22 protein-coding genes are annotated in these 22,337 nt (G+C 66.0%); 9 read left to right on the top strand and 13 right to left on the bottom strand.

The genetic code is table 11. From position 1 onward, the window contains the following. Positions 1-3 precede the first annotated feature (3 nt). Both L540_RS15715 and L540_RS15720 read left to right on the top strand, forming a co-directional pair. On the top strand, positions 4-762 hold the full coding sequence (locus L540_RS15715; RefSeq protein ID WP_131726047.1) for an alpha/beta fold hydrolase: 759 nt from the start codon (positions 4-6) through the stop codon (positions 760-762). Between the two features lie 55 nt (positions 763-817). Next, positions 818-1,768 (top strand): Bug family tripartite tricarboxylate transporter substrate binding protein, encoded by a 951-nt coding sequence (locus tag L540_RS15720; protein ID WP_043214021.1) that lies wholly within the window; start codon positions 818-820, stop codon positions 1,766-1,768. A 108-nt stretch (positions 1,769-1,876) separates the two neighbouring features. On the opposite strand, the gene L540_RS21590 is transcribed toward L540_RS15720, so the two are convergent. The 7 genes from L540_RS21590 to L540_RS15750 form a co-directional block, all read right to left on the bottom strand. Next, the gene (locus tag L540_RS21590) at positions 1,877-2,953 is read right to left on the bottom strand and encodes an MrcB family domain-containing protein (RefSeq protein WP_165590424.1); all 1,077 of its coding nucleotides are present in this window, start codon (positions 2,951-2,953) and stop codon (positions 1,877-1,879) included. A 179-nt stretch (positions 2,954-3,132) separates the two neighbouring features. Then, a complete protein-coding gene (gene hutG / locus L540_RS15725; protein ID WP_043214019.1) occupies positions 3,133-3,924 on the bottom strand; it encodes an N-formylglutamate deformylase in 792 nt (263 codons plus the stop codon). Positions 3,925-4,066: 142 nt separating this feature from the next. Further along, positions 4,067-4,813, bottom strand: coding sequence for an ABC transporter ATP-binding protein (locus tag L540_RS15730; protein WP_043214018.1), 747 nt, complete (start codon positions 4,811-4,813; stop codon positions 4,067-4,069). Further along, positions 4,810-5,628 carry an ABC transporter permease gene (locus L540_RS15735; RefSeq protein WP_043214015.1) on the bottom strand — a complete coding sequence of 273 codons (819 nt, stop codon included), beginning with the start codon at positions 5,626-5,628 and terminating at the stop codon, positions 4,810-4,812. The genes L540_RS15730 and L540_RS15735 overlap by 4 nt, the downstream gene beginning before the upstream one ends. Beyond that, a complete protein-coding gene (locus L540_RS15740; protein ID WP_082149657.1) occupies positions 5,629-6,600 on the bottom strand; it encodes an ABC transporter substrate-binding protein in 972 nt (323 codons plus the stop codon). It abuts the gene before it with no gap. A 33-nt stretch (positions 6,601-6,633) separates the two neighbouring features. Then, complete coding sequence (locus L540_RS15745; protein WP_043214011.1) at positions 6,634-7,554, bottom strand: TauD/TfdA dioxygenase family protein; 921 nt, start codon at positions 7,552-7,554, stop codon at positions 6,634-6,636. A gap of 30 nt (positions 7,555-7,584) precedes the next feature. Continuing rightward, entirely contained in the window at positions 7,585-8,379 is a 795-nt protein-coding gene (locus tag L540_RS15750) for a sulfurtransferase (RefSeq protein WP_043214009.1), read from the bottom strand. A gap of 161 nt (positions 8,380-8,540) precedes the next feature. Here L540_RS15750 and L540_RS15755 point away from each other — a divergent pair, with 161 nt between their 5' ends. Together L540_RS15755 and L540_RS15760 are read left to right on the top strand one after the other, a co-directional pair. Then, complete coding sequence (locus tag L540_RS15755) at positions 8,541-9,974, top strand: MFS transporter (RefSeq protein ID WP_043214008.1); 1,434 nt, start codon at positions 8,541-8,543, stop codon at positions 9,972-9,974. Positions 9,975-10,011: 37 nt separating this feature from the next. Then, the gene (locus tag L540_RS15760; protein WP_043214006.1) at positions 10,012-10,500 is read left to right on the top strand and encodes a MarR family winged helix-turn-helix transcriptional regulator; all 489 of its coding nucleotides are present in this window, start codon (positions 10,012-10,014) and stop codon (positions 10,498-10,500) included. 28 nt (positions 10,501-10,528) lie between these two features. On the opposite strand, the gene L540_RS15765 is transcribed toward L540_RS15760, so the two are convergent. Continuing rightward, entirely contained in the window at positions 10,529-11,263 is a 735-nt protein-coding gene (locus L540_RS15765; RefSeq protein WP_372432935.1) for a nitroreductase, read from the bottom strand. Between the two features lie 197 nt (positions 11,264-11,460). Here L540_RS15765 and L540_RS15770 point away from each other — a divergent pair, with 197 nt between their 5' ends. Next, positions 11,461-12,420, top strand: a complete 960-nt coding sequence (locus L540_RS15770) for an alpha/beta hydrolase (protein WP_043214000.1) — start codon at positions 11,461-11,463, stop codon at positions 12,418-12,420. Between the two features lies 1 nt (position 12,421). Here L540_RS15770 and L540_RS15775 read toward each other — a convergent pair whose 3' ends face one another. Continuing rightward, the gene (locus L540_RS15775) at positions 12,422-13,018 is read right to left on the bottom strand and encodes a helix-turn-helix domain-containing protein (RefSeq protein WP_043213998.1); all 597 of its coding nucleotides are present in this window, start codon (positions 13,016-13,018) and stop codon (positions 12,422-12,424) included. Positions 13,019-13,038: 20 nt separating this feature from the next. Next, positions 13,039-14,028, bottom strand: a complete 990-nt coding sequence (locus L540_RS15780) for a tripartite tricarboxylate transporter substrate-binding protein (RefSeq protein ID WP_043213996.1) — start codon at positions 14,026-14,028, stop codon at positions 13,039-13,041. Positions 14,029-14,341: 313 nt separating this feature from the next. On the opposite strand from L540_RS15780, the gene L540_RS15785 reads away from it, so the two are divergent. Further along, positions 14,342-15,304 carry a tripartite tricarboxylate transporter substrate binding protein gene (locus tag L540_RS15785; protein WP_043213994.1) on the top strand — a complete coding sequence of 321 codons (963 nt, stop codon included), beginning with the start codon at positions 14,342-14,344 and terminating at the stop codon, positions 15,302-15,304. Positions 15,305-15,375: 71 nt separating this feature from the next. On the opposite strand, the gene L540_RS15790 is transcribed toward L540_RS15785, so the two are convergent. Together L540_RS15790 and L540_RS15795 are read right to left on the bottom strand one after the other, a co-directional pair. Continuing rightward, the gene (locus tag L540_RS15790) at positions 15,376-16,167 is read right to left on the bottom strand and encodes a flavin reductase family protein (protein WP_043213990.1); all 792 of its coding nucleotides are present in this window, start codon (positions 16,165-16,167) and stop codon (positions 15,376-15,378) included. A gap of 10 nt (positions 16,168-16,177) precedes the next feature. Further along, positions 16,178-17,242 (bottom strand): LLM class flavin-dependent oxidoreductase, encoded by a 1,065-nt coding sequence (locus L540_RS15795; protein WP_043213987.1) that lies wholly within the window; start codon positions 17,240-17,242, stop codon positions 16,178-16,180. Positions 17,243-17,345: 103 nt separating this feature from the next. On the opposite strand from L540_RS15795, the gene L540_RS15800 reads away from it, so the two are divergent. Further along, positions 17,346-18,287: a LysR family transcriptional regulator gene (locus L540_RS15800; RefSeq protein WP_043213985.1), complete on the top strand. Its 942-nt coding sequence runs from the start codon at positions 17,346-17,348 to the stop codon at positions 18,285-18,287. A 7-nt stretch (positions 18,288-18,294) separates the two neighbouring features. On the opposite strand, the gene L540_RS15805 is transcribed toward L540_RS15800, so the two are convergent. After that, positions 18,295-19,173, bottom strand: coding sequence for an SMP-30/gluconolactonase/LRE family protein (locus tag L540_RS15805; RefSeq protein WP_043213983.1), 879 nt, complete (start codon positions 19,171-19,173; stop codon positions 18,295-18,297). A 256-nt stretch (positions 19,174-19,429) separates the two neighbouring features. Here L540_RS15805 and L540_RS15810 point away from each other — a divergent pair, with 256 nt between their 5' ends. After that, positions 19,430-20,200, top strand: a complete 771-nt coding sequence (locus L540_RS15810; protein ID WP_043213980.1) for an enoyl-CoA hydratase/isomerase family protein — start codon at positions 19,430-19,432, stop codon at positions 20,198-20,200. Positions 20,201-20,202: 2 nt separating this feature from the next. Then, positions 20,203-22,335, top strand: a complete 2,133-nt coding sequence (locus tag L540_RS15815; RefSeq protein WP_043213978.1) for an acetate--CoA ligase family protein — start codon at positions 20,203-20,205, stop codon at positions 22,333-22,335. Positions 22,336-22,337 lie beyond the last annotated feature (2 nt).

Raw genomic sequence — 22,337 nt, forward strand, 5'->3', positions numbered from 1 at the left:
GACTTGGATGGAATATTGACCACCCGGACCGTACGCGACATTCCCGCACGCATGCTGCGCGGGGGCCAGGGTCCGCGCGTACTGTTCCTGCACGGCGCCGCCGGCCTGAGCGGCTGGCCTGAATTCTTCCAGCACCTGGCGCGCAGCCATGAGATTTGGTTTCCCGAGCACCCCGGCTTTGGCCTGACGCCAGAGTCGCCCGATATTGGCTCGACCGCTGAACTGGCCGCCTACTATCGCGACTTCCTGCGCGCCAGCGGCCCCTGCCACGTCATCGGCAGCTCGTTCGGCGGCTGGCTGGCGGCCGAGCTGGCCACGCTGGATGCGGAGAATGTCTGCAGCCTGACCCTGATCGGCCCAGCCGGACTGCGGCCCAGGGTGGCGTCGGCCCCGCCCGCCAGCGAAGAGGCTTTCGTGCGCAAGCTCTACTTCGATCAGAGCGTGGCCGAGCGCATTCTGGCCGAGTCCATGGACGATACCCAACGCGCCCTGCAGAAGCGCAATCGCGCCGCCACCGGCAGGCTGGGCGGCAGCTTCCACAACCCTCGTCTCGAAGCCGCGCTTGCCGGACTTGATATCCCCGCGCTGGTGCTCTGGGGTGATCAGGACCAGCTCGTACCGGCCGAACAGGCCACGCTCTGGCAGGCTTGCCTGCGTCATTCAGAGATGACCATATTCACCGACTGCGGTCATCTGCCCCACTTCGAGCAACCGCAAGCCGTGGCGCGGCGTATACAGGCCTTCCTGCAACAGCAGGCATAAAACGGCGGCGGCACGCATCGCCCGCCAGATTCACGTTTCTCGAGGAGACTTTGCCTTGAAAATCTTTGCCCCAGCCCTGATGGCGCTCGGCCTCGTGGCGGCCGGCGCCCCCGCGCAGGCCGATTTCCCTGAACGCCCCATCACGATGATCGTGCCCTATCCGCCCGGCGGAGCCACGGACATCCAGATGCGCAGCCTGAGCGCGGCCGCCTCGCGCCACCTCGGCCAGCCCATCACCATCGTGAACAAACCCGGCGCCGGCGGCTCCCTGGGCGCGGTCAACCTGAGCACGGCCATGCCCGACGGCTACACCTTGTCGCAGGTGTCGGTGGGCGTGTTCCGCATGCCCGCCATCACCAAGATGCCCTACGACCCGGCCAGACTGTCCTACATCATCGGCGTATCCGGCTATCTCTTTGGCGCGGCCGTCAAAAGCGACGCACCCTGGAAGACCTTCGACGAGCTGGTTGCCTATGCAAAAGCCCATCCCGGAAAAGTACGCTACGGCACCATAGGCACGGGCTCGGTGCAGCACGTCACCATGGAAGCGGTCGCCCAGCAACGAGGCATCGATTGGCTACACGTCCCATACAAGGGCAATTCCGAGGTCAACATGGCGCTGCTATCCGGCCAGGTGGATTTCAGCTCCGACGGCAGCGCCTGGGCGGAACTGGTGAACAGCGGCCGCGTGCGGCTGCTTGCCGTCTATAGCGAAAAGCGCGCCAAGAAATGGCCCGACGTCCCGACCCTCAAGGAACTGGGCTATGGCATCTCGGAGCAATCGCCCTATGGTATCGCCGGCCCGCCGGGCATGGCGCCGGACGTCATGGCCCGCCTGCACGATGCCTTCCAGCAAGCGCTCAACGACCCCGAGCACCTCAGGACACTGGAGACGCTCAACCAGGACGTGGTGTATATGTCTGGCGCCGATTTCGCCGCGCATGCCCAGCGTGAGACGGCGCGCCAGGCCGGGATCGTGACCCGCTTCGGGCTTAAGCAGCGGTAGCGCGCCAGGCCGGTCCGGCCATGCCGGGCGGCGCCAAAGAAAAGGGACCGCGGGCTGTGCCAGCCGGCGGTCCCTTTCATAATAAGTAGGGATGAAGCCCTACTCTGTTCAGTCGTCGTCCTCCAGCAAAGGAGCCTTATAGTAGTCAAGCAAGGTTTCAGCCTCTATCAAGATCTGCTTTTCCAACAGACGGGCGTGGCGCCTTTGCAGTAGTGCCATTAAAACAGGCCGTTTGTCCCTTGCCCTTCCGTAGTGAAGTTGTCTATGACAGGTGGGACAGAGAGCAACCAAATTTGCTACGACATCCAAAGAATATTCGTAATCATCCTGACGAGAGAACGGGATAAGATGGTGAGCTTCGACGTAAGGCTGCTTACGAGTCAGGAAGGTGATATGCGCGGCGTTTACTTCGCAGCGAAAATTTGCTCGCATTAGGGCCGCAGCAGCCACCTCGGGATTGCGTACATATTTCTCGGTGGAGGCAACTGACCTCTTTGGCGGCTTATGCAGTCCTCCTGGTGGTTCGACGAATTCCATCGTCCTCGGTTTAGCGGCCTTCTCAATAACAGCTTCCTGGAACTGCCCCTCCGATTGAGTCGCAAGTGAACTTAGGGACGGACCAAAGCTGCGATAGAGCACATCATAATCAGACAGCAATTTCTGAAATTGACGGCGGACGACCTCGGGATCAGGCAATCTATCTGGAAAATACACATAACTCTTGATCGCTGCAGCCTCGTAGCCCTTACCCAGAGCTCCCGTCGCTCTTAGATCTATACGGCCATGAATCGTCTCCTCCTCCTGGAGAAGGTGCTTTCCTGCCTGCGCAGAGACCCATCCAATCTTCTGGTGAGCCGTCTTGTCTGAGAATTGCTGAGAGTACTCTGTAAACCCCTGATTAAGACTGAGGTAACAGCAGCTCATATCCTCCGCAAAGAGCAGAACAATATAAAACCCTCGCTGAGCAGAGACAGTAATTTCGCGGCGGAAAATTGCTACCCATGGCACCCGAGCAACATTCCCATTGCCGATTGAGCCCTCCACCAGATACTCTACCTGGCGTCCCAAGGTGATGAGTACATGCTCAAAAAAAGCGGGTAGCGCTTCGAGTATGGCCTGCTGATCCAAAGTCCCCGTACGCTTTGCTACCTTATTCGCTTTGCTGGCAGCATAGTTTTCAAACACGTCCCTTAGTGCCTGCACTTTCGCTCCACTCTTGAATAAGTCTCGACAAGTATTTCAAGATATTAACAAGGTGTGCGATTGAGCATTCGTCGCGCTTCCCGCCTCACAAAAACGTGGCATAAACCGATAAGCCACCTGCTATCTGAGGACCGGAGAATCTCGTCAACACTTCCAGGCCGTCAGAGTGTCTCGAAAGCCTTGTTCACCAGCTTCTCGACCAGGGCGCCCACGCGGGCGGCCTGGTTTTCCACCCAGGGGTAGGGGTGGCGCTCTTCCATATAGGTGGACTGGCACATCTCCAGCTGCACCGCATGGATATCCTTGGCCGGATCGCCATAGTGGCGCGTGATATAGCCGCCCTTGAAACGGCCGTTGACCGCCCAGGTGTAGGCCGACTGCCCTTCCAGCTCGCGCTGGATGGCGTCCTGGATGGCGGGCGCGGCGCTGGCGCCGCTGGAGGTGCCGATGTTCAGGTCGGGCAGCTTGCCTTCGAACAGGCGCGGAATGACGCTGGCGATCGAATGGCCTTCCCAGAGCAGGACCTTGCCGTGCCGGGCGCGCAGGCGGTCGAGCTCGCCGCGAAGCTGGTCATGGTAGGGCTGCCAGTACTGCGCGCGGCGCGCATCGCGCTCGGCATCGCCAATGGCGTCGCGGCCGTCGAGATAGAGGGGCTGGCCGTCGAAGGTATGCGTGGGACAGAGGCCGGTCTTGGCCTGGCCGGGATAGAGGCTCTCGTCATTGGGCGGGCGGTTCAGGTCCACCACATAGCGCGAATAGCGCGCCCACAGGAAGGAGGCGCCCAGCTTCTTGCCGAAGGCGTAGAGGCGATCCAGGTGCCAATCGGTATCGCCCGAGCGCAGGCCGAGTTCGGTCATGAGCGGCTTTTGCGCCTCGGGGATCAGGCTGCCCAGATGGGGGATGGAAATCAGCAGCGGCGCGGTGCCGGCCTCGAAGTGAAAGATGTCGCTCATGAACGCTCGTCGGTATGCCTGCGGGCCGGGGCCCGCGCGAAGATGATGTCCATGATACTAAAACCGGCCAACCGGCTTCCGGCTCTCATTTATTGAGAATCGCCGGCCCGGCGCGGGCTGCATGAACCCAGCCGGGCGTCCTTCAATGCTGCAGGGCCTGCATCACCTGGCGATGCACCTCGAACAGGGCGGGATCGTCGGGGTCGCGCGGCCGGGGCACGTCCACCTCGATAATGCGCACGATCTCGGCCGGCGAGCCGCCCATGACGGCGATGCGGTCGGCCAGGAAGGCCGCCTCCAGCATGTTGTGCGTCACGAGCACGCCGGTCGGCCGCGGCCCTTCGCCCGACAGCCACATGGCCTGCAGGAGCTGCCGCAGGCGCCGTGCCGTCAACTCGTCCAGCGCGCTGAAGGGCTCGTCCAGCAGCAGCACATCGGGCTGCACGGCAAACGCGCGCGCGATGGACACACGCTGGCGCTGGCCGCCGGAGAGGAATTGCGGAAAGGCCTGGGCATGGTCGGGCAGTTCCACGCGCTGCAGCAGCTGGCGCACGGCCCGGGCGGTGTCTTCCCTGGCCTGCCCGGACAGCACGATGCCGATGTTCTCGGCCACGCTGAGCCAGTCCAGCAGGCGCGGCTGCTGGAACACCACGCCGAGCTTGATGCCCTCGAAAGGGCGGTCGAAGCTCACTTCGCCGCGGGAAGGCAGATCCAGCCCGGCGATCAGATTGAGCAGGGTGGACTTGCCGCAACCGGACGGCCCCACCAGCGCGAGCAGCTCGCCGGCGCGGATATCCAGGTCCAGTTGCGTGAGCACCGTGCGCTCGCCCGCGCCGCCCATGGGCGGATAGCGCTTGGCGATGCCGCGCAGACGGATATTGCTGCTCATCGCGCGTTCCCCCGCTTCCAACGATTGGCGTGGATCTCCAGCGGCCGGAACACGCCATGCTCGATGACCAGCATGGCCATCCAGAACGCCAGCGTCCAGGCGATCACGCCTTCGACATCCTGGGTGCTGAACTTGGAATTCAATTGATAGCCCACGCCATCCGACATGCCGAAAATCTCGACCAGCACAATGACTTTCCAGGCGATGGAAAAGCCCACGCGGCAGCCGGAGACGATAAAGCTGTAGAGCAGGGGCAGCCAGACTTTGCGCAGCACCAGCGCCGGCGGCAGGCGAAACACCCGCATCATCTCCACGCGCTCATGCTCCAGCGAGCGCACGCCCTGGTGGACCGAGATCACCATCGCCGGCAGCACGCCCAGGGCCACCGCCACCACGGGCGAGGCCAGCGACACGCCGAACCAGATCACGCACAGCAAGGCCCAGACCAGCCCCGGCACGGTCAGGCCGAGGATGACGCCCGGCTCGAAGAAGCGTTCGGCGGTGCGCGACACGGCCGTCAGGATGCCGATGGGCAGGGCCAGGACCAGCGCCAGCAAGAAGCCCAACGACATGCGCAGAAAGGTGACACCGATCTCGGTGAAGGCAAAGCCGCTGCGCACGATCTCCACCAGCTCGCGCAGGATCGCGCCGCAGCCAGGCACCAGCGGCGAGTGCAGCCAGATCGCCATGGCCTCCCAGGCCGAGGTCAGGAGCGCGAAGAAGGCCAAGGGCGGCCAGGCGCGGCTGGCGACCGCCCGCCAGGGAATACGGCGCGAGGACACGGCGCCATGCAGAAGCGCGTTGTCGGTACTCATTCAAGCCTTCACATAGAGTTTGCGCGCGGGCGCGGCGTCCAGCAGGCCCAGCTGGACGGCGACCTCGACCTGTTTGTCTATGGTCGCGAACACGCTGACATCCCATTTGCTGGCATAGGTAGGCGCCAGGCGCTGGGGCAGCAGATCGATCGCCTGCGTCTCATCGGACTTCAGGCCCAGCTCGGCGGCAATGGGCTTGAGGCTGTCGGGATGCTGCGCGATCGTGCTGCCGATGCGCTCGAACAGCCTGGCCAGCTTGCCCGCCGTCTCGCGGTTCTGCTCGAACCAGCTCCGGCTGCTGGCCAGGCCCACCAGGAAAGGATCGTCGGTCTGGCCCGTGGCCTGCTTCCAGATGTCGGCCACGCGCGCGATCTCGCGCGCGCCCCGGCCCACCAGGCGCGTGGCGGTCGGCTCCAGCGTGATGATGCCTTCCACGTCTCCGCGCTCGAACAGGGCGAGATTGGCCGTGGGCGAACCAAAGATGACCTTGACGTCCTTCTTCAGGTCCAGGCCGGACAGCGAGGCGGCGATGCGGGCCTGCTGATAGGTTTCACTGGTTTCGGCGGTCGTGGCGATGCGCTTGCCGATCAGGTCCTTGGGAGAGCGGAAAGCGCTGTCGCCGCGCACGATCCAGCGTCCATGATTGTTCAGCGCGGGGCCGAAGAGCACGATATCGCTGCCGCGGTTGGCCAGCGTGGCCAGGCCCACCGCGCCGAATACGCCGACATCCAGCGATCCCGCGCTCAGCTGCACCTGCATCTTGCCCGGATCGGCCGTCACCCATTCCAGGGCGATGCCCAGATCCTGGTCCAGCTTGTAGCGCTCGACGATGGGACGCCAGGCCGAGCCGGCGCTGCCGGCCGAAGGCAGCGTGATACGGACTTTTTTCTTGTCCTGCGCCCAAGCGGCGCCCGGCAACAGTCCGGCGGCGGCCGCGCCGCCCGCCAATTGAAGAAATGTTCTGCGTTTCATGATGCTTCTATCTGGAAAAGACCGGTCGGGAGGTCAGCTGGGCAGCACGAGGGCGCGATGCATCACGCGCCGCTGGCTGCCGAAGTCGGGGACGCCGCGATGCTGGACGGTCCGGTTGTCCCAGATCAGGGCCGTGCCGTTCTCCCAGCGATGGCGCGCCTGTACCTCGGGCGCGCTCAAGGCATCGAAGAGCACGTCCAGCAAGGCCTGGCTGGTGCGCCGGCTCACGCCCAGGATGCGATGGGTGTAGAGCTCGTTGACGAAAATCTGCTTGCGGCCCGTCTCGGGATGCTTGCGGATGAGCGGCACCTCGATGGGCGGATACTTGCGGCGTTGCTCGGCGCGGGCCTCCAGGTCGTGATAGGCCAGCGTCAGATAGCCCATGGTGTCCGCGTCGTGCACCGCGGTCAGTGTCTCCAGGTAGGCCGCCAGCATGGGATCGAGCAGCTCGTAGGCCGCGGTGGCATTGGCGAACAGCGTATCGCCGCCCAAGGCGGGCATGGTCTCGCCCAACAAGGCCGTATAGGGCGGCGAAACCGGCTGGAACACCTGGTCCATATGCCAGATGTAGTTCATGCGCGTTTTCTTGGTCGATGCGTCTATGGTGTTGAGCTGGCCGCTCTTGCCCGTCTCGGGCGTATAGGGCGTGTTCATCAGCTTGGCCTTGCCAAAGAGCGACACCAGGCGCTCGAAGTGCTCCACCTCCACGGTGCCAGGCTCGAAGCTCAGAAAGCCATAGCGCAGCAGCGCCTCATAGAGCTGCGCGCGCACGCCGGGAGAGGGGTCGCCCTCCCCATCGATGCGCAGCCCGCTCACCCGCGCGCCCACCGTGGGCGAATAGGGCGTCACGGTGACGCCGCCATAGACGGCGGCGTCGGCGGGATAGCGCGCCATATCCAGGATCCTCGGCTGGATCCGGTCGATTTTCTCGTTGTCGACGATGATGCCGTACATGATGTTTCTGCGTCCTTGTTGCCGGATGGCCTAGGCTGTCTGCACCGGATACTGTTCGGAAGTGCCCCATTCGTTCCAGGAAGCCGGGTAGACCGCCGTGGCGGCATGTCCGGCCAATTGCAGGGCGACAAAGGTGCGCGCGGCCCGGCCGCCGCCGCCGCAATAGACGATGGCTCGTTGTCCGGCGGACACGACGTCGCCGGCCTTGCGCGCCACCTCGGCCGCCGGCGCGTAGCGGCCGTCGGCCGCCAGCTCCTGCCCGGTATCCCAGAAGCGCGCGCCGGGCACGCGGCCCTTGCGCCCGGCATTGCTGCGCAGCCCGTCGAACTCCTCCCGGCTGCGGGCATCGACGATGCGCTCGGCGCCCGAGCGGGAGGCGGCCAGCACCTCATCGGCCGTGGCCAGGTAGGCCGCCTGCGGCCGCGGCTCATAGGCCGTGGCCCGCACGGCGGGCGCGACGGCCTCGCGTGCGCCCGTCCAGGCCTCGATGCCGCCGTCGAGCAGGCGGATATGGGGCTGGCCGGCATAGGCCAGCGCCCAGGCCACGCGCGCGGCGTTGACCTCGTTATGCGCCCCGGCCACCACCACGCGGGCTTCGCGCGACAAACCGATGGCCGACAGACTCCAGGCCAGCACCGCATGCAGGCGCGCCAACGAGGCGGCGTCCGTCCGGGTGACGGCAAACAGCGAAGGGTCGAGGTGCCTGGCGCCAGGCAGATGTCCGGCCCAATAGTCGGCCGCCGGCCGTGTATCGATGATCACGAGATCCTGCTGCCCAATGTTGTCGGCCAGCCAATCCGGCGTCGCCAGCTCAAGTAATGCCATTGCCTTGCTCCATTGCGGGATGGGTACTGGAGGCATCCTATCGTCAGCGGACTAACTATCAAACGCACATTAATTTGTTAGCTTATTTACTATTCGCATTTTTGGCAGGCGCCCCGAAGGCGCAGAATGGCGTACTTTCCCGCCACTTCCACGCAGCAGACATGCCCAGCTCCATCCGCGGCGCTTCCCATGGCGCGGCCGTGCGCGACACCAGTTTCCGCCCGCTTTCCATCCTGGTCGGCTCGGCCTACTTCATGGAGCAACTGGACGCCACCATCATCAGTCCGGTCATCCCCGATATCGCGCGCGACTTCGGCGTGGCGCCGCTGAGCCTGAACCTGACGATGACCATCTATCTCCTGTGCTCGCTGGTGTTCCTGCCCTTGAGCGGCCTGGTCGCGGCGCGTTATGGCACGCGCACGGTATTCACCGGCGCGGTGGCGCTGTTCACGGCCAGCTCGGTCATGTGCGCCCTGGCGACCAGCCTGCCGGCGCTAGCCGCCTTCCGGGCGCTGCAAGGCATGGCGGCCGCCATGATGGTGCCGGTGGGCCGAACCGCCATCGTGCACACCACCAGCAAGGCGCAGCTGGTCGAGGCGCTGGCCTGGTTCATCACGCCGGCCATGGTGGGCCCCATGCTGGGCCCGCCCCTGGGCGGCCTGCTGTCGGCCTATCTGTCCTGGCACTGGATCTTCCTCATCAATGTGCCGGTAGGCCTAGCCGGCCTGTGGGCGGCGCGCTTCATCATGCCCCAGCTGCATCACCGCGCCGACCTGCGCTTCGACCTGCGCGAGTGGCTGCTCGCCACGGCCGCGCTCGCCCTGCTCATCCTGCTGATGGAGCGGGCGCGGCACGGCGCCGGCCTGCCGCTCCTGGCCGCGCTGGCGCTTGCCTTGCTCCTTTGCGCCGGCCTCTACCTGCGCCGCTTCCGCGGCCTGGCCGCGCCCATGCTGGACTTCCGCCTGCTGCGCCAGCCGACCTTCGCCGCCGGGTTCTGGGGCGGCTCGCTGGTGCGGGTGGGCTATGGCTCCCTGCCCTTTCTCCTGCCCCTGATGCTGCAGCTGGGCCTGGGCTATACCGCCCTGCAAAGCGGCATCGTGCTGCTGATCAGCGGTTCGGTGGCCTTCTTCACCAAGACGCAGACCAGCCGCGTGCTGCGCCGTTGGGGCTTTCGCCAGGTGCTCTGCTACAACGGCGCGGCCTGCGCCCTGTCCCTGGCCGGATGCGCGCTCTTCGCACTGCCCTATTGGGGTCTGGCGGGCATTACCGCCTTTGTCTCCATGGCCAGCTTTTTCCGCGCCGTGCAGTTCAACGCCCTGACCGCCATTTCGTATGCGGATCAGCCGAGGGAAAAAGTCGCTTCGGCCACCACGCTGAACACCATGGCCTGGCAGTTGGCCATCATGCTGGGCATTTCGCTGTCGGCGCTGCTGGTGCAGTGGTCTGCTAATCTAGGCGCCCGCGCCACGCCCGCCGCCATGGATTTCTCGGCGGCCTTTGTCATCCTGGCCCTGTTCGCCTGCGCCGCGATCCCTTGCTGCCGCGCCCTGTCCGCGCAGGCCGGCGCGGAACTCAGCGGCCACCGCCAGCCATGAGGCGGGCGGCCCCATCCCCAGCGCCCCATTGATCTCCATGTCCGCTCACGCCATCGAACGACTGCCCCAGCTTTATTCGCGTCCCGGCTTTCTGTTGCGCCGCGCGCACCAGATCTACGTCGCGATCTTCGAGGAGAATTTCGAGCGCCTGGGCCTTTCGCCGGCCCAGTATTCCGTCATGATCGCCCTGCATGACCTGCACGGCATCAACCAGGGCGACCTGGCCAAGGCCATCGGCATGAACAAAGTCACCGTCTCGCAGATCGTGCAGGCCCTGGAAAGCCGCGGCTGGATCACCCGGCAGCAGGCCGATGCCGACCGCCGCCGGCGCCGGCTGACGCTCACCGCGGCCGGGCACCGGGCCCTGAACCAGACCGCGCGGATGGCCGAAGCCACGTATGCCGAACAGATGGCGCCCTTGTCCGAGGCCGAGCGCACCCGCCTGCTCAAGCTCCTGCAGCGCATCGTCACGCAGCTGGAGCCTCGGGCGCGCACGCCTTTCGAACCCATCGTCGCCGAAGATTGAACCGACGGGGCGCTTGCGCTTCGTCGCCCTAGTCCAGCCAGGACGTATACGCCCGCGGATCCACGCGGTCGGGCCGGAAGGTATTGACCGGCGCCGCCTCATCCGCATGACCCAGGGCCAGGGCGCACACCAGCCGCTCGTCGCCCGCGCCAAGATGCGGCAGGACGATGGAGGCGAACGGGTTCCAGGCCGCCTGGATGCAGGAGTGCAGGCCTTCGGCCCGCGCCGCCAGCATCACGTTCTGCACGAACATCGCGGTATCGACCAGCGCCCCCTCGGCCAGCAGGCGTTCGTTGGTGAAGAACATCCCCACCGGCGCGCCGAAGAACTCGTAGTTGCGCTGGTGCTGGGCCTGCATCCGCGCCCGCTCGCCCTTGGCGATATTGAGCACGCCATATAGACCCAGGCCGCAGGCGCGCCGGCGCTCGATATAGGGCGACGCCCACTGCGTGGGGTAGTACTGGTACTCCTCGCGATAGCGCTCGGCCAGGGCCGGGTCCGCATTGACGGCGTCTTGCGCCGCGCGGACCTTGCGAGACAGGGTGTCGCGGCTGGCGCCTTGCACCACATAGACCTTCCAGGGCTGGATGTTGGAGCCGGACGGCGCCCAGCTGGCCACGCGCAGGATGCGTTCCAGCACGTCCCGCTCGACCGGCCTGGACAGGAATTCGCGGCAGCAAAAGCGGCTTTCGATCGCCGCGTGGACGCTGGCCGGATCGGCCACGACGGTACTCACGGGCGGCGCCAGCATGGCGGCGCGCATTACAGCGGTATCAGCAGTCATCGTCATCTTTATCGAGGAATGGGCCGTCGCGGCCGCCTATCGGGTCGGCGCGGACGCTGGGAAGCAGCAACTGTCGCATATCGCCGAAACAGCGTCGATTTCTGCGGATTTTTTTCGTCAAAGCGAAAATCTGGCTATAGTGAATCCTGGCCCCAACACGACAAGGACAGCCGCGCATGACATACGACCCAGGTATCCAGGCTTATGTGGAAGAAGCGCGGCGCGCGCTTGGCCGGATGGCGGGGCTGCAGATTTCGCTGGCGCAGCGCCGCACACGGGCGGACCAGTATGCGGCGCTGGTACGCGAGCCCTACCCCGCCGGCCTGAACGTGAGCGACACCTATATCGTGCGCCAGGGCCACGAAATACCCGTGCGCATCTACCGGCCGCAAAGCCAGGCGGCCCTGCCCACCATCGTCTACCTGCATGGCGGCAGCTTCGTGGCTGGCAGCCCTCAGGGCCACGATTTCATTACCGCCAGCCTGGCCGCCAATACCGGCGCCCAGGTGTTCAGCGTGCACTACCGCCGCGCCCCGGAGAACCCTTATCCCGCGCCGACCCAGGACGCCTACGAGGCCCTTCTCTGGGCCGCCGATGAGGCGGACATGCTCAAGGTCGACACCGATCGCATGGCGGTGGCGGGCGACAGCGCGGGCGGCAATCTTGCCGCCGCCTGCGCGCTGCTGGCGCGCGACCGGCAAGGCCCGCGCCTGCGCATGCAGGCGCTGGTCTATCCCACCCTGGACGCCGACCTGAACACGCACAGCTATCTGCACAATACCCAGGACGCCTTCCTGACGCGCGAGGCGATGTCGTTTGCCCTGAACGCCTTTCTCCCGGACGGCCTGGATGGGGCGGACGGCTACGCGCTTCCCATGCTCGCCACGGACCACGCCGGACTGCCACCGGCCTATCTGCTGCTTGCCGACCACGATCCGCTGCTCGACGATGGCCTGCGCTACGCCGACAAGCTGCGGCAGGCGGGGACGGCGGCGCAAGTGCGCGTGGGCCAGGGCATGATTCACGGCTTCTTGCGCGCGCGCCGCTATAGCGCCGTGGCCGAAGCCGAATTCCAGCGCCTGTGCGATGCGCTGCGCGGGGCCCTGGAGCTGCCCGCACCCGCACAGCGCTGGTGAACTACAGCTGACGGGCCGCCAGCGGTTCGTGTGAGATGATCCACAGCAAGCTGGCGGGCTCGTCGTAGGGATTGCTGAAGATATGTGGCGTGGCGCCGTCGAACTGAAAGCTGTCGCCACGGCGCAGCTGCAACACCTGGTCGGCCAGGGCCAGGTCAAACGCCCCTTGCAGCACCATCCCGCCTTTTTCGGCCGGATAGCTCAGGGCCGCCGGGCCGGACGTGCCGCCCGGCTGGATGGTCAGCACCATGAACTGCAGACGCTGGCCGGCAGGCGGAGACAGCATCTCCTTGGTCATCAGCGGCGTACCGAACGGCAGGGCGCGCCTTGTCCCCTCGCGCCGGACGTGGGCGCCCAGGCCGCTGGCATCCGCCGGGCCGGCGCGCGGCCCGTCGAACAGCGCGCTCAACGGCACTTCCAGTGCCTGCTGGATGCGCATCAAGGTCTTCAGGGAAGGATTGCCCAGGTCGCGTTCGATCTCGCTAAGGATGCCAATGGCGACCCCGGACGCAGAGGACAAGGCTTGCAGAGATATCTTTTTTTCCTTGCGGATGCGCCGAATGGCCTGCCCGATGGGGCTGGAATCATCATTTTTCATGCGGGCAGAGGCAAACGGGTTCAGGGCGCCGACTTCACGCCCATATCGTTGAGGATAGGCAGCCAGTTTGCATAGTCTACTTCGAAGCGTTTCTTGGCATCGGCCAGCGATCCCGACAGCGGTATCAGGCCGAGTTGCCGCAGCTTGTCCTGGAATTCCGGATCCGAGACCGCCTGGTCGACGGCATCGTGGATGGATGCCTCGATCATCGGCGGGGTGCCGCCGGGCGCGAAAATGGCCTGCCAGGGCTGCATCATGTGCTGGACACGATCGCCCAGACCGGCCTGCGCGACCGTCGGCACATCCGGCAGGTCCTGCAAGCGCGACTCGCTGAAAACTGCCAGCGCGCGCAGCTTGCCGGCCTTCACCATCTCCTTGACTACGGGTGGCGTGTCCACGAGATAGGCATTGCGCCCTTCGACCAGGTCGGTCAGCGCGGGCGCGCTGCCGCGGTAGGCGATGTGCACGACGTCGGCGCCGATCGCCTTGGCGAAATACTGCGCGGTGACGTGTCCAGACGTCCCGATGCCGGCGGAACTGAAGTTGTATTTGCCAGGAGACTGGCGCAGGTATTGCGCAAAGCTCTTGAGGTCCGTGGCCGGCGATGTCGCCGGCACGACCAACACGAGCGGCACTTTGGATATCAGCGCCACGGCCGACAGACTCTTGACCGGGTCATAGGGCAGCTCGGGCGCGGTCCCCGCGAGCAGCACCTGCGTGGACAGGCCACCCAACAGTAGCGTATAGCCGTCAGGCTTGGCCCGGGCCACCGCCTGATTACCGACCAGACCGCCCGCGCCGGCCCGGTTCTCGACGATAACCGGCTGACCCCAGGACTGCGTCAGCCGCTCCGCGACGCGCCGGGCCACGATATCGGAATTGCCGCCTGCGGGAAACGGCACGACCAGGGTCACCGGCCGCTCGGGATAGCCGGCGTGGGCGCTCGCGGAAAGGCACAACAGGGCAGTCGACAGCAAGCCGGCGAACCGGGAGGCAAGGAACGGGAACATGGCGTCGCTCGCAGCTAAAAATTTACTGTTTAACGAAAATGTAGGTTCACAATATTCGTTAAGGCGTAAATCTCGCCATTCGGGAAAGCCCGGCCCGGCGGTGTCCATGCCGTGGCCGCGACCTCCGCAATTTCCGCAAAACAGTTCTGCGCAGCCATGGGGTAATCTCCACGGCCGATAAAACTTACCATTTACGTGGATAAATAACCGAGGACGGCTGCCGCGCCGTCCCCCCACGACGCCCGCCCGGCCATCGGGACGGCCGTTCCCGCCGAGGAATGGCCAGGGGCACAAGGGAGCAGGAGACAGACTTATGTACAAGCCCACGCGCCGCGGCTTCATTGCCGCGGGCGCCCTCATGATGCTTGCCCGGCCGCTGCGCGCCGCCCCCAAGCCGGTTTCCCTCATCGTGCCCTACGCCGCCGGCGGGCCGAACGACAATTTCGCGCGACTGCTGGCCGAAGGCATGAGCGCGGAAATCGGCCGGCCCTTTATTGTCGAAAACAAGGCCGGCGCCAATGGCATCATCGGCTCCAGCTACGTGGCGCGCGCCCCGGCCGACGGCTCGACGCTGCTGATGGGCGGATCGGGGCCGCTGTCGCTCAACGTCCTGCTGCGCCCCGCGCTGCAGTATGGTTTTGACAGCTTCGCGTCCGTGGCCATGCTTTTTGACGGCCCGCTGACCATCACGGTGCCGCCCCAGATGGGCGTGAACTCCATCGCGGAACTGGTGGCCTATGCCAAGCGCGCGGGCCGCCCCCTGACCTACGGCTCGCTGGGTCCCGGCAGCGTCACCGATCTCTACGGCCTGATCCTGTCCAAGACGCTGGACATCCCGCTGACCGCCGTGCCGTACAAGAGCACGCCCACCAGCCTGATGGACCTGATCAGCGGCCGCAATGATCTGTCCTTCATGACCCCCATCGCGCTGGCGGACCACCAGAAGGCCGGCGCGGTGAAGATCCTGACACTGACCACGGACCGCCGCGACCCGGCGCTGCCGGATGTGCCGAGCGTTACGGAATTGGGTTATCCGCAGCTCAAGGCCAGTTACTGGACCGCCCTGCATGCGCCCAAGGACACGCCGGATGAACTGGTGCAGGCCTATTCGGCCGCCGCCATCAAGACCGTGCAGACGCCGCGCTTTCGCCAGATGCTGGCCACCAATGGCCAGACGGAAAAGACCGGCGGCCCGCAGGCGCTGGATGCCCAGCTGGAGGCCGACCGCCAGTATTGGGGCAAGGTCATCAAGGACAACCAGATCGTCCTGGACTGAGCCGTCCCCGGCGCAAAGCCAAAAGCCCGCGCAAGCGGGCTTTTTTATGGACCTGCGGGCGCTGTCCGCCTTTATTGCAGCAGCGACAGGCGGTGCGTGGCGGCGTTGAAATTGACCACAGGCTGCGCCTGGCGGCAGGCCGTCTTGCGGATCTTGCCGACAATCAGGTCGTGCGTGCCGAGCGCTTCGGTGCAGACGATGTCGCACTCGATGCTCGCCAGGGCGTCGGAGAGCACGGGCAGGCCCTGCTCGGTCATCACCCAGCCGCCCTGAGCGAAGCGGGCGCTGCCCTGCGGCTGGCGCAGAAAGGCCTGGATGATCTCGCCGTGGTCTTCGCCCAGCACATTGGCCACGAAGCGGCCATTGCGCAGCAGGGCGCCGCGCGCCGAGGAAGTCTGCTGCACGAAGAACCCCACCATGGGCGGCTCGGCGGAGATCGACGTCAGGCTGGAGACGATCAGGCCGGCGACCGCTTCGCCATCGCCGGTGCTGACCGCGCTGATGCCCGCGGGCAAGGCCCGCATGGCCGCCTTGAAATCATCGATCGACACCACCTCGTCGCGCTCATTGACCACCATGTGCGCGCGGATGTCGCCACGCTCGTCCACCCAGCCGTGCCGCGCCGCGTAATCCACCATGGCCGAAAAACCCGCCTCCCACTGCGGATCGCCCGCATGCTGCGAGAGAAAACGCAGCACCGAGGGCGCCAGGCGCAGATGGCGCTCGTCCTCGCGCCGGCCGACGCGGGCGATGGCCTGCTCCAGCCGCTCGCGCGGCTGCGGGTCGGCCAGCACATCGAGCCGGCGAAAGTCCGTCGGATGGCGCAGGGTGATCGCGCCGGCATTGCTCAGGTAGATCTGCATGATCTCCTCCTCAGGCGACCGCCGCCGTGCTGCCGATTTCCTTGCGGATGGCCGGAATGATCTTGTCGCCCCAGAGTTCGATCTGGCGCAGCATGGTCTTCTGGTCGAAATCGCCCAACTGGGTCTGCAAGGCAATGTGCTTGGGTCGCAGGATGCTGATTTCTTCCAGCATCTTGTCGATCACCTCGTTGACCGAGCCCACCGGCAGGTTCTTGCGCAGCTGCTCGAAGGTCGGATCGGTTTCGGACGGCACTTCCTTGACCATATAGCCATCGTCGCTTTGCGCCCGGCGGTACTTCAGGCTCTCCGAAATCCGGCGCTGGAAGCGCGCGCAATCCAGGTAGGCGTCGATCTCGGCCTTGTTGTCCGAAGCGTAGCCGCAGCGCAGGAAACCGAACTTCACGTCGCGGTCCAGGTCCTTGCCGTTGTCCGCGGCGACTTTCTCCAGGCGGCCGCGCAGGCCGGCGATGGCCTCGTTGCCATTGAGCAGCGCGGTCACGAAGAGATTGTGGTTCTCGCGCACGCCGCGGCCCAGGGTCACCGGATTGCCCGAGGTGATCCAGATGGGCGGCATCGGATCCTGCAGGCAGCGCACGGCGATGGAGCTGGGCGGAATATTCAGGTATTGGCCCTGGTGCTCGAAGATTTTCTGCGTCAGGCCCTTGGGGATCACATCCAGGAACTCATTGAAGATGGCGCCCGATTCGGCGATCTGCACGCCGAATCGCTCGAACTCGAACTCCTGGTAGCCCGACCCCACGCCCAGCTCCAGCCGGCCGTTGGACACCGTGTCCACGAAGCCCACCTCGGCCAGGAAGCGCGCCGGATGATAGAGCGGCAGGATGCAGACCGCCGTGCCCAGGCGGATGCGCTGGGTCTTGGCGGCGGCATGGGCCACCGTCATCAGGGGCGACGGCGAGAGCGAGTAGTTGTTGAAGTGATGCTCGGCATACCAGGCCGTGTCAAAGCCCGCCTGCTCGGCGGCCACCGTCTGCTCGATGGAGTTGTTAATGACTTGCTTGGAGGACTGGTGGTAACCTCGCTGCTGCGCCAGGATGAATACGCCGAATTCCATAATGTCTCCTCAATAGCGGATTTTGAGGAAATTCTAGAGGCCGGTAGCTACTGGCTGGAATACAAGAAAAGCGGCGTTCTGTGCTGCGCAAAGTGGAGGAATGATGGACAGGCTGCGCGCGATGGAGCTGTTTCTGTCGATATCGAAAACGGAGAGCTTCTCCGAAACCGCGCGGCAGTTCGGTGTCTCGGCCACCTCGGTGTCGCGCATGATCACCGAGTTCGAGGCCGAACTGAACGTCAAGCTGCTGCTGCGCTCCACGCGGCAGGTCGTGCTGACCGAAGCCGGCCAGGAGTACGCCGGCCAGCTCGAAGGCATACTCTGGAACATCAACGAGGCGCACCGCAACATCACCGAAATCCGCTCGGCGCCCAAGGGCACGCTGCGGGTGCATTCGCGCATGATGTTTGGTCTGGGCGTGCTGCCGCCCCTGGTGGCGGCTTTCCGCGAGCAATATCCCGATATTCATATCGAGCTGGTGCTCTCCGAAGCCAAGACCGACCTGCGGCGCAACAATTTCGATATCGATTTCCGGATTTCCCCGCCGGTCGAGGCGGGGCTGAAACGCCGCATCCTGTTCAAGAGCGAGCGCTATCTGGTGGCATCGCCCGCCTACCTGGCCGCGCGCGGCATGCCGCAGCAGCCCGCCGACATCGCCGGGCACGCCTGCCTGGCCTATCTGCTGCCAGGCGAACAGTATTGCTGGCGCTTCAAGCACGAAGAAGCCATCGACGAGGTGCCGGTCAAGCCGCGCCATGTCAGCAACAACGGCGTGGCCCTGCTGGAGCTGGCGCGCCTCGGCGAGGGCATCGCCCTGCTCGATGACTACACCGTGCACAACGACATCGCCCGCGGCACGCTGGAGCGCATCCTGCCGCAATACCGGGTGACCAACACCACTTTCGAGGAAGGGATGTACGCCACCATCCTCGACACGGCCATGATTCCAGCCAAGATCCGCCTCTTCCTGGATTTCGTCGCCGACCACGTGTCCGGCCCGGCGCTGCGCTTTACCGCCTATAAGGGCGGCGCGGGCGCCGACTGAGGCGAGCTCAGGGACGGATGCGGCAGCGCGGCCGCGGCGCGCCGCGCCGGCCCGTTCCGCGCACGCGCAGCAGCGCCCCATCCAGCGGCCCATCGGCCGACAGCCGCCCGCTGTCGCTGATCGAAGTGACATAGAGGTCGTCGAGGCCGTCGCCGCCGAAGCAAAGCGAGGCCGGATGCCGCACGGGCAGCTCGATGCGCTGATCCAGCCTGCCGTGGCTGTCAAAGCGCGCGATGGCCCCGGCATGCACCAGCGCCGTCCACAAGCCGCCCTCGACATCAAAGCAGCAGCCGTCCGGCGCCGAGCCCAGGGCATCGGTGTCGACGAAGACTTCGCGCTCGCCCAGGCCGCCGCCGGCGTCCATCCGGAAGCGGAAGATCTTGCGCCGCGAACTGTCGCAGACATGAAAATAGCCGCCGGCCGGGTCGGGGCCGGGGCCGTTGACGACGCCCAGATCCTGGGCGATGCGCGTCAGCCGGCCTCGCGTGTCCAGGCGATAGAGGCCGCCCAGCGGCGGTTCGCCTTCCTGGCGATAGATATGCATGGTGCCGGCCACGAAACTGCCGTCGGGCATGGGCACGCCGTCATTGAGGCGCAGATTGGGATGGCTGTCGCCGATGCTCGCCAACGTGCGCAGGCTGTGATCGGCCGTGTCAAAGAGCACGAAGCGCTCTTTCAGGGCCACCACCAGCTCGTCATCGCCATTGAAGGCGAAGGAACCCAGGGGCGCGGGCAGCTGCCAATGGCGCGTCGCGCCGCTGTCGGGATCCACTGCCAGAATGTGGCCGTGGCGGCAATCCGCCATCCATATGCGTCCGCGCGCGGCGTCCCATACCGGGCACTCGCCCAGGGCCGCGCGCACCGTGCCGATTCGCTCGATCTGCATCTTTCGTTTGTCTCCTGACCAGAGGCATGGTATCGGCTGGCGGGCCTCTGGAATATGGCGCTTTCCTGCAGAACACAACCAACATTTATGGCCTGAATCTTGCGCATATCGCGTCCATATAATCCAAAAAAAACCGGCGGCCCAAGGCTGTGAAGCAGGGCCGGACCGCTCAATGCGACTCGAGGAGACTCACCATGCAGCATGCCCACGGCGCGACGCGCGCCCCTGTTTTTTCCCGTTCGAACGAGGTGGCGGCATGAGCGAGCCCGCCGTCAAGTTCGAGATCGACCGCGGCGTGGCGCTGGTCACGCTCAACCGTCCCCCGGTCAACGCGCTGAACCGTGAAACGCGCCGCCGCCTGGTGGCCATCTTCGACGAAATCTCGGAGCGTGAAGACATCCGCTGCGCCGTGCTGACCGGCAGCGGCAGCGTGTTCTGCGCGGGCGCCGACCTCAAGGACCGTCCGGCCGCCGACATCGCCGGGGACTTCCTGGAGCACAACCGCATCACCCGCGAGACCGGCAACGCCATCCGCGAATGCAGCAAGCCCGTGATCGCCGCGGTCAACGGCACGGCGCTTGGCGCGGGCCTGGGCCTGATGGCCGCCTGCGACATCATGTACGCCTCGGAAAACGCCACCTTCGGCATGCCGGAGATCAACGTCGGCCTGGCCGGCGGCGCCTCGATGCTGCGCACGCTCTTTGGCCGCTCCACGCTGCGCCGGATGTTCTTCACCGGCCAGCGCCTGACCGCCCAGGAACTCTTGCGCCGCAACGTGCTGGAAGACGTGCTGCCCGCCGACGAACTGCTGCCCACGGCCCTGGCCCTGGCCCATGAGATCGCCTCGAAAGCGCCGCTGGCGGTGGTCTATGCCAAGCGCGCGGCCAATATGGTCGACCTCATGCCGCAGCGCGACGCCTACCGCTTCGAACAGGACTTCACCATGGCGCTGGCCAAGACCGAAGATGCCCGTGAAGCGCGCATGGCCTTCCTGGAAAAGCGCCAGCCGCAATTCAAGGGACGTTGAGCATGGCGGTACAGACGCAACGCCCCGGCGCGGGGCTGCAGGCCTTTTTCGAGGCGCGCGGCATCGCCATCATCGGCGCCTCCGACGACATCACCAAGATCGGCGGCCGGCCGGTGCACATGCTGGTCAAGTATGGCTATGCCGGCCCGGTCTATCCCATCAACCCCAAGGGCGGAACCATCCAGGGCCTGCCCGCCTATGCCAGCGTGCGCGACACGCCAACCGCCCCGGAACTGGCCATCCTCGCCGTCCCGGCCGCCGCCACGCCGGCCGCGCTGCGCGACTGCGCCGCCCGCGGCGTGAAGGCCGCCATCGTGCTGTCCTCCGGCTTCGTCGAGGCCGGTCCGCAAGGCGCGGCGCTGCAGGACGAACTGGTGGCCATCGCGCGCGAGAACGCAATGCGCGTGCTGGGGCCGAACTGCCTGGGCGCGGTCAACGTGGCCGACCGGCTGATCGGTTCTTTCTCCATCGCGCTGGAAGAGCATATGCCGCCCGCAGGCCAGGTGGGCATCGTGTCGCAATCGGGCAATGTGGGCAGCCACACCATGCAAAGCGTGGCCCGGCGCGGCATGGGGGTGAGCCGCTTCATCGCCACCGGAAACGAAGCCGATGTGGATGTGGCCGACGGCATCGCCGCCCTGGCCGAAGACCCCGCCACCCGCATCATCCTGTGCTGCATGGAGACCTGCCGCCATGCCGGCAAGCTGATCGAGGCGCTGCGCATGGCGCGCGAACAGGGCAAGCCGGTCATCGTGCTGAAGATCGGCTCCACCGAGAAAGGCCAGGCCGCCGCGGCCTCGCACACCGGCGCGTTGACGGGCTCGGATGCCGTGATCGACGCCATTTTCCGCCGCCACGGCGTGCTGCGCGTGCGCTCGGTCGAGGCCTTGATCGACATCGGCCACGCGGCCTCGCTGCTGATGCCCGGCCGCCTGCCGCGCAACGACGCCGTGACACTGGTGGCGGCGTCGGGCGGCTTCGGCATCATGATGGCCGACGCCATGAGCGAAGCCGGCCTGGCCTTGCCGTCCCTGGCCCCCCACACCCAGGCGCGCATCCGCGAGGCGGTTCCCACCGCCAGCACCGGCAACCCGGTCGATGCCTCGGCGCAGATGTCCAGCCGTCCCGACATCCTGCTCAAGATGCTCACGGCGCTGCTGGACGATCCTTCCGAGAGCGCGCTGGCCTTGTTCATGTCGCTGTCGCTCTACAACACGCGCCTGCGCGGCATCTACCTGGAGGCGCTGGCGCAGGTTCGCGCCAGCCACCCCGACCGCCTGCTGATGATCATCAGCCAGGGGCCGGCCGAGGCCATCGAAAAGATCAATGCCCTGGGCATCCCGGTGTTTTCCAGCATCGACGCGGCCGCCACGGGGCTGGCCGGGCTGATGCGCCTGGGCCAGCTGCGCGCCGCCGATGCCGCGCCGTCCCGGGAGATGGCGGCCGAGCCGGTCGACCCCGCGGTCTTTCGCAATGAGTTCCACGCCAAGCAAGCCCTGGCCCAGGCCGGCATCGACGTCCCGCGAGAGATTATCGCCCGCGACGCCGATGAAGCCGCGCGCGCGGCCGAGGCCATCGGCTACCCGGTGGTGCTGAAGATCGCCTCCGAGGACATCGCGCATAAGACCGAAGCAGGCGGCGTAGCGCTCAATCTCGCCGACGCCCAGTCCGTGCGCGAGGCCTACGCCCGCGTGCAGGCCAATGCGGCGCGCCACTCGCCGCGGGCCCGCATCGACGGCGTGCTGGTCGCGCCCATGGTCCGCGGCGGCACGGAAATGATCGCCGGCATCTCGCAGGATCCCGTCTTCGGCCCCATCGTGATGGTCGGCATGGGCGGCATCTATGCCGAAGTGCTCAAGGACGTGGCCGTGCAGGCCGCGCCGGTCAGCGAAGAAGAGGCCCGGGCGATGATCCGCTCGCTGAAGATGTTCGCCATCCTGGACGGCGCGCGCGGCCAGCCCAAGGCGGATATCGACGCCGCCGCGCGCACCGTGGCGCGGCTGTCGGAGTTCGCCTACCGGCATCGCGGCGATATCGCCGAGATCGATATGAACCCCATCCTGGTGCGGCCCCAGGGTCAAGGCGTCGTCGTGCTCGATGCGCTGATGATCCCCCGCGCCGCGCCCGCACTCTGAGG

The sequence above is a fragment of the Bordetella pseudohinzii genome, from assembly GCF_000657795.2.
Taxonomy (GTDB): Bacteria; Pseudomonadota; Gammaproteobacteria; order Burkholderiales; family Burkholderiaceae_B; genus Bordetella; species Bordetella pseudohinzii.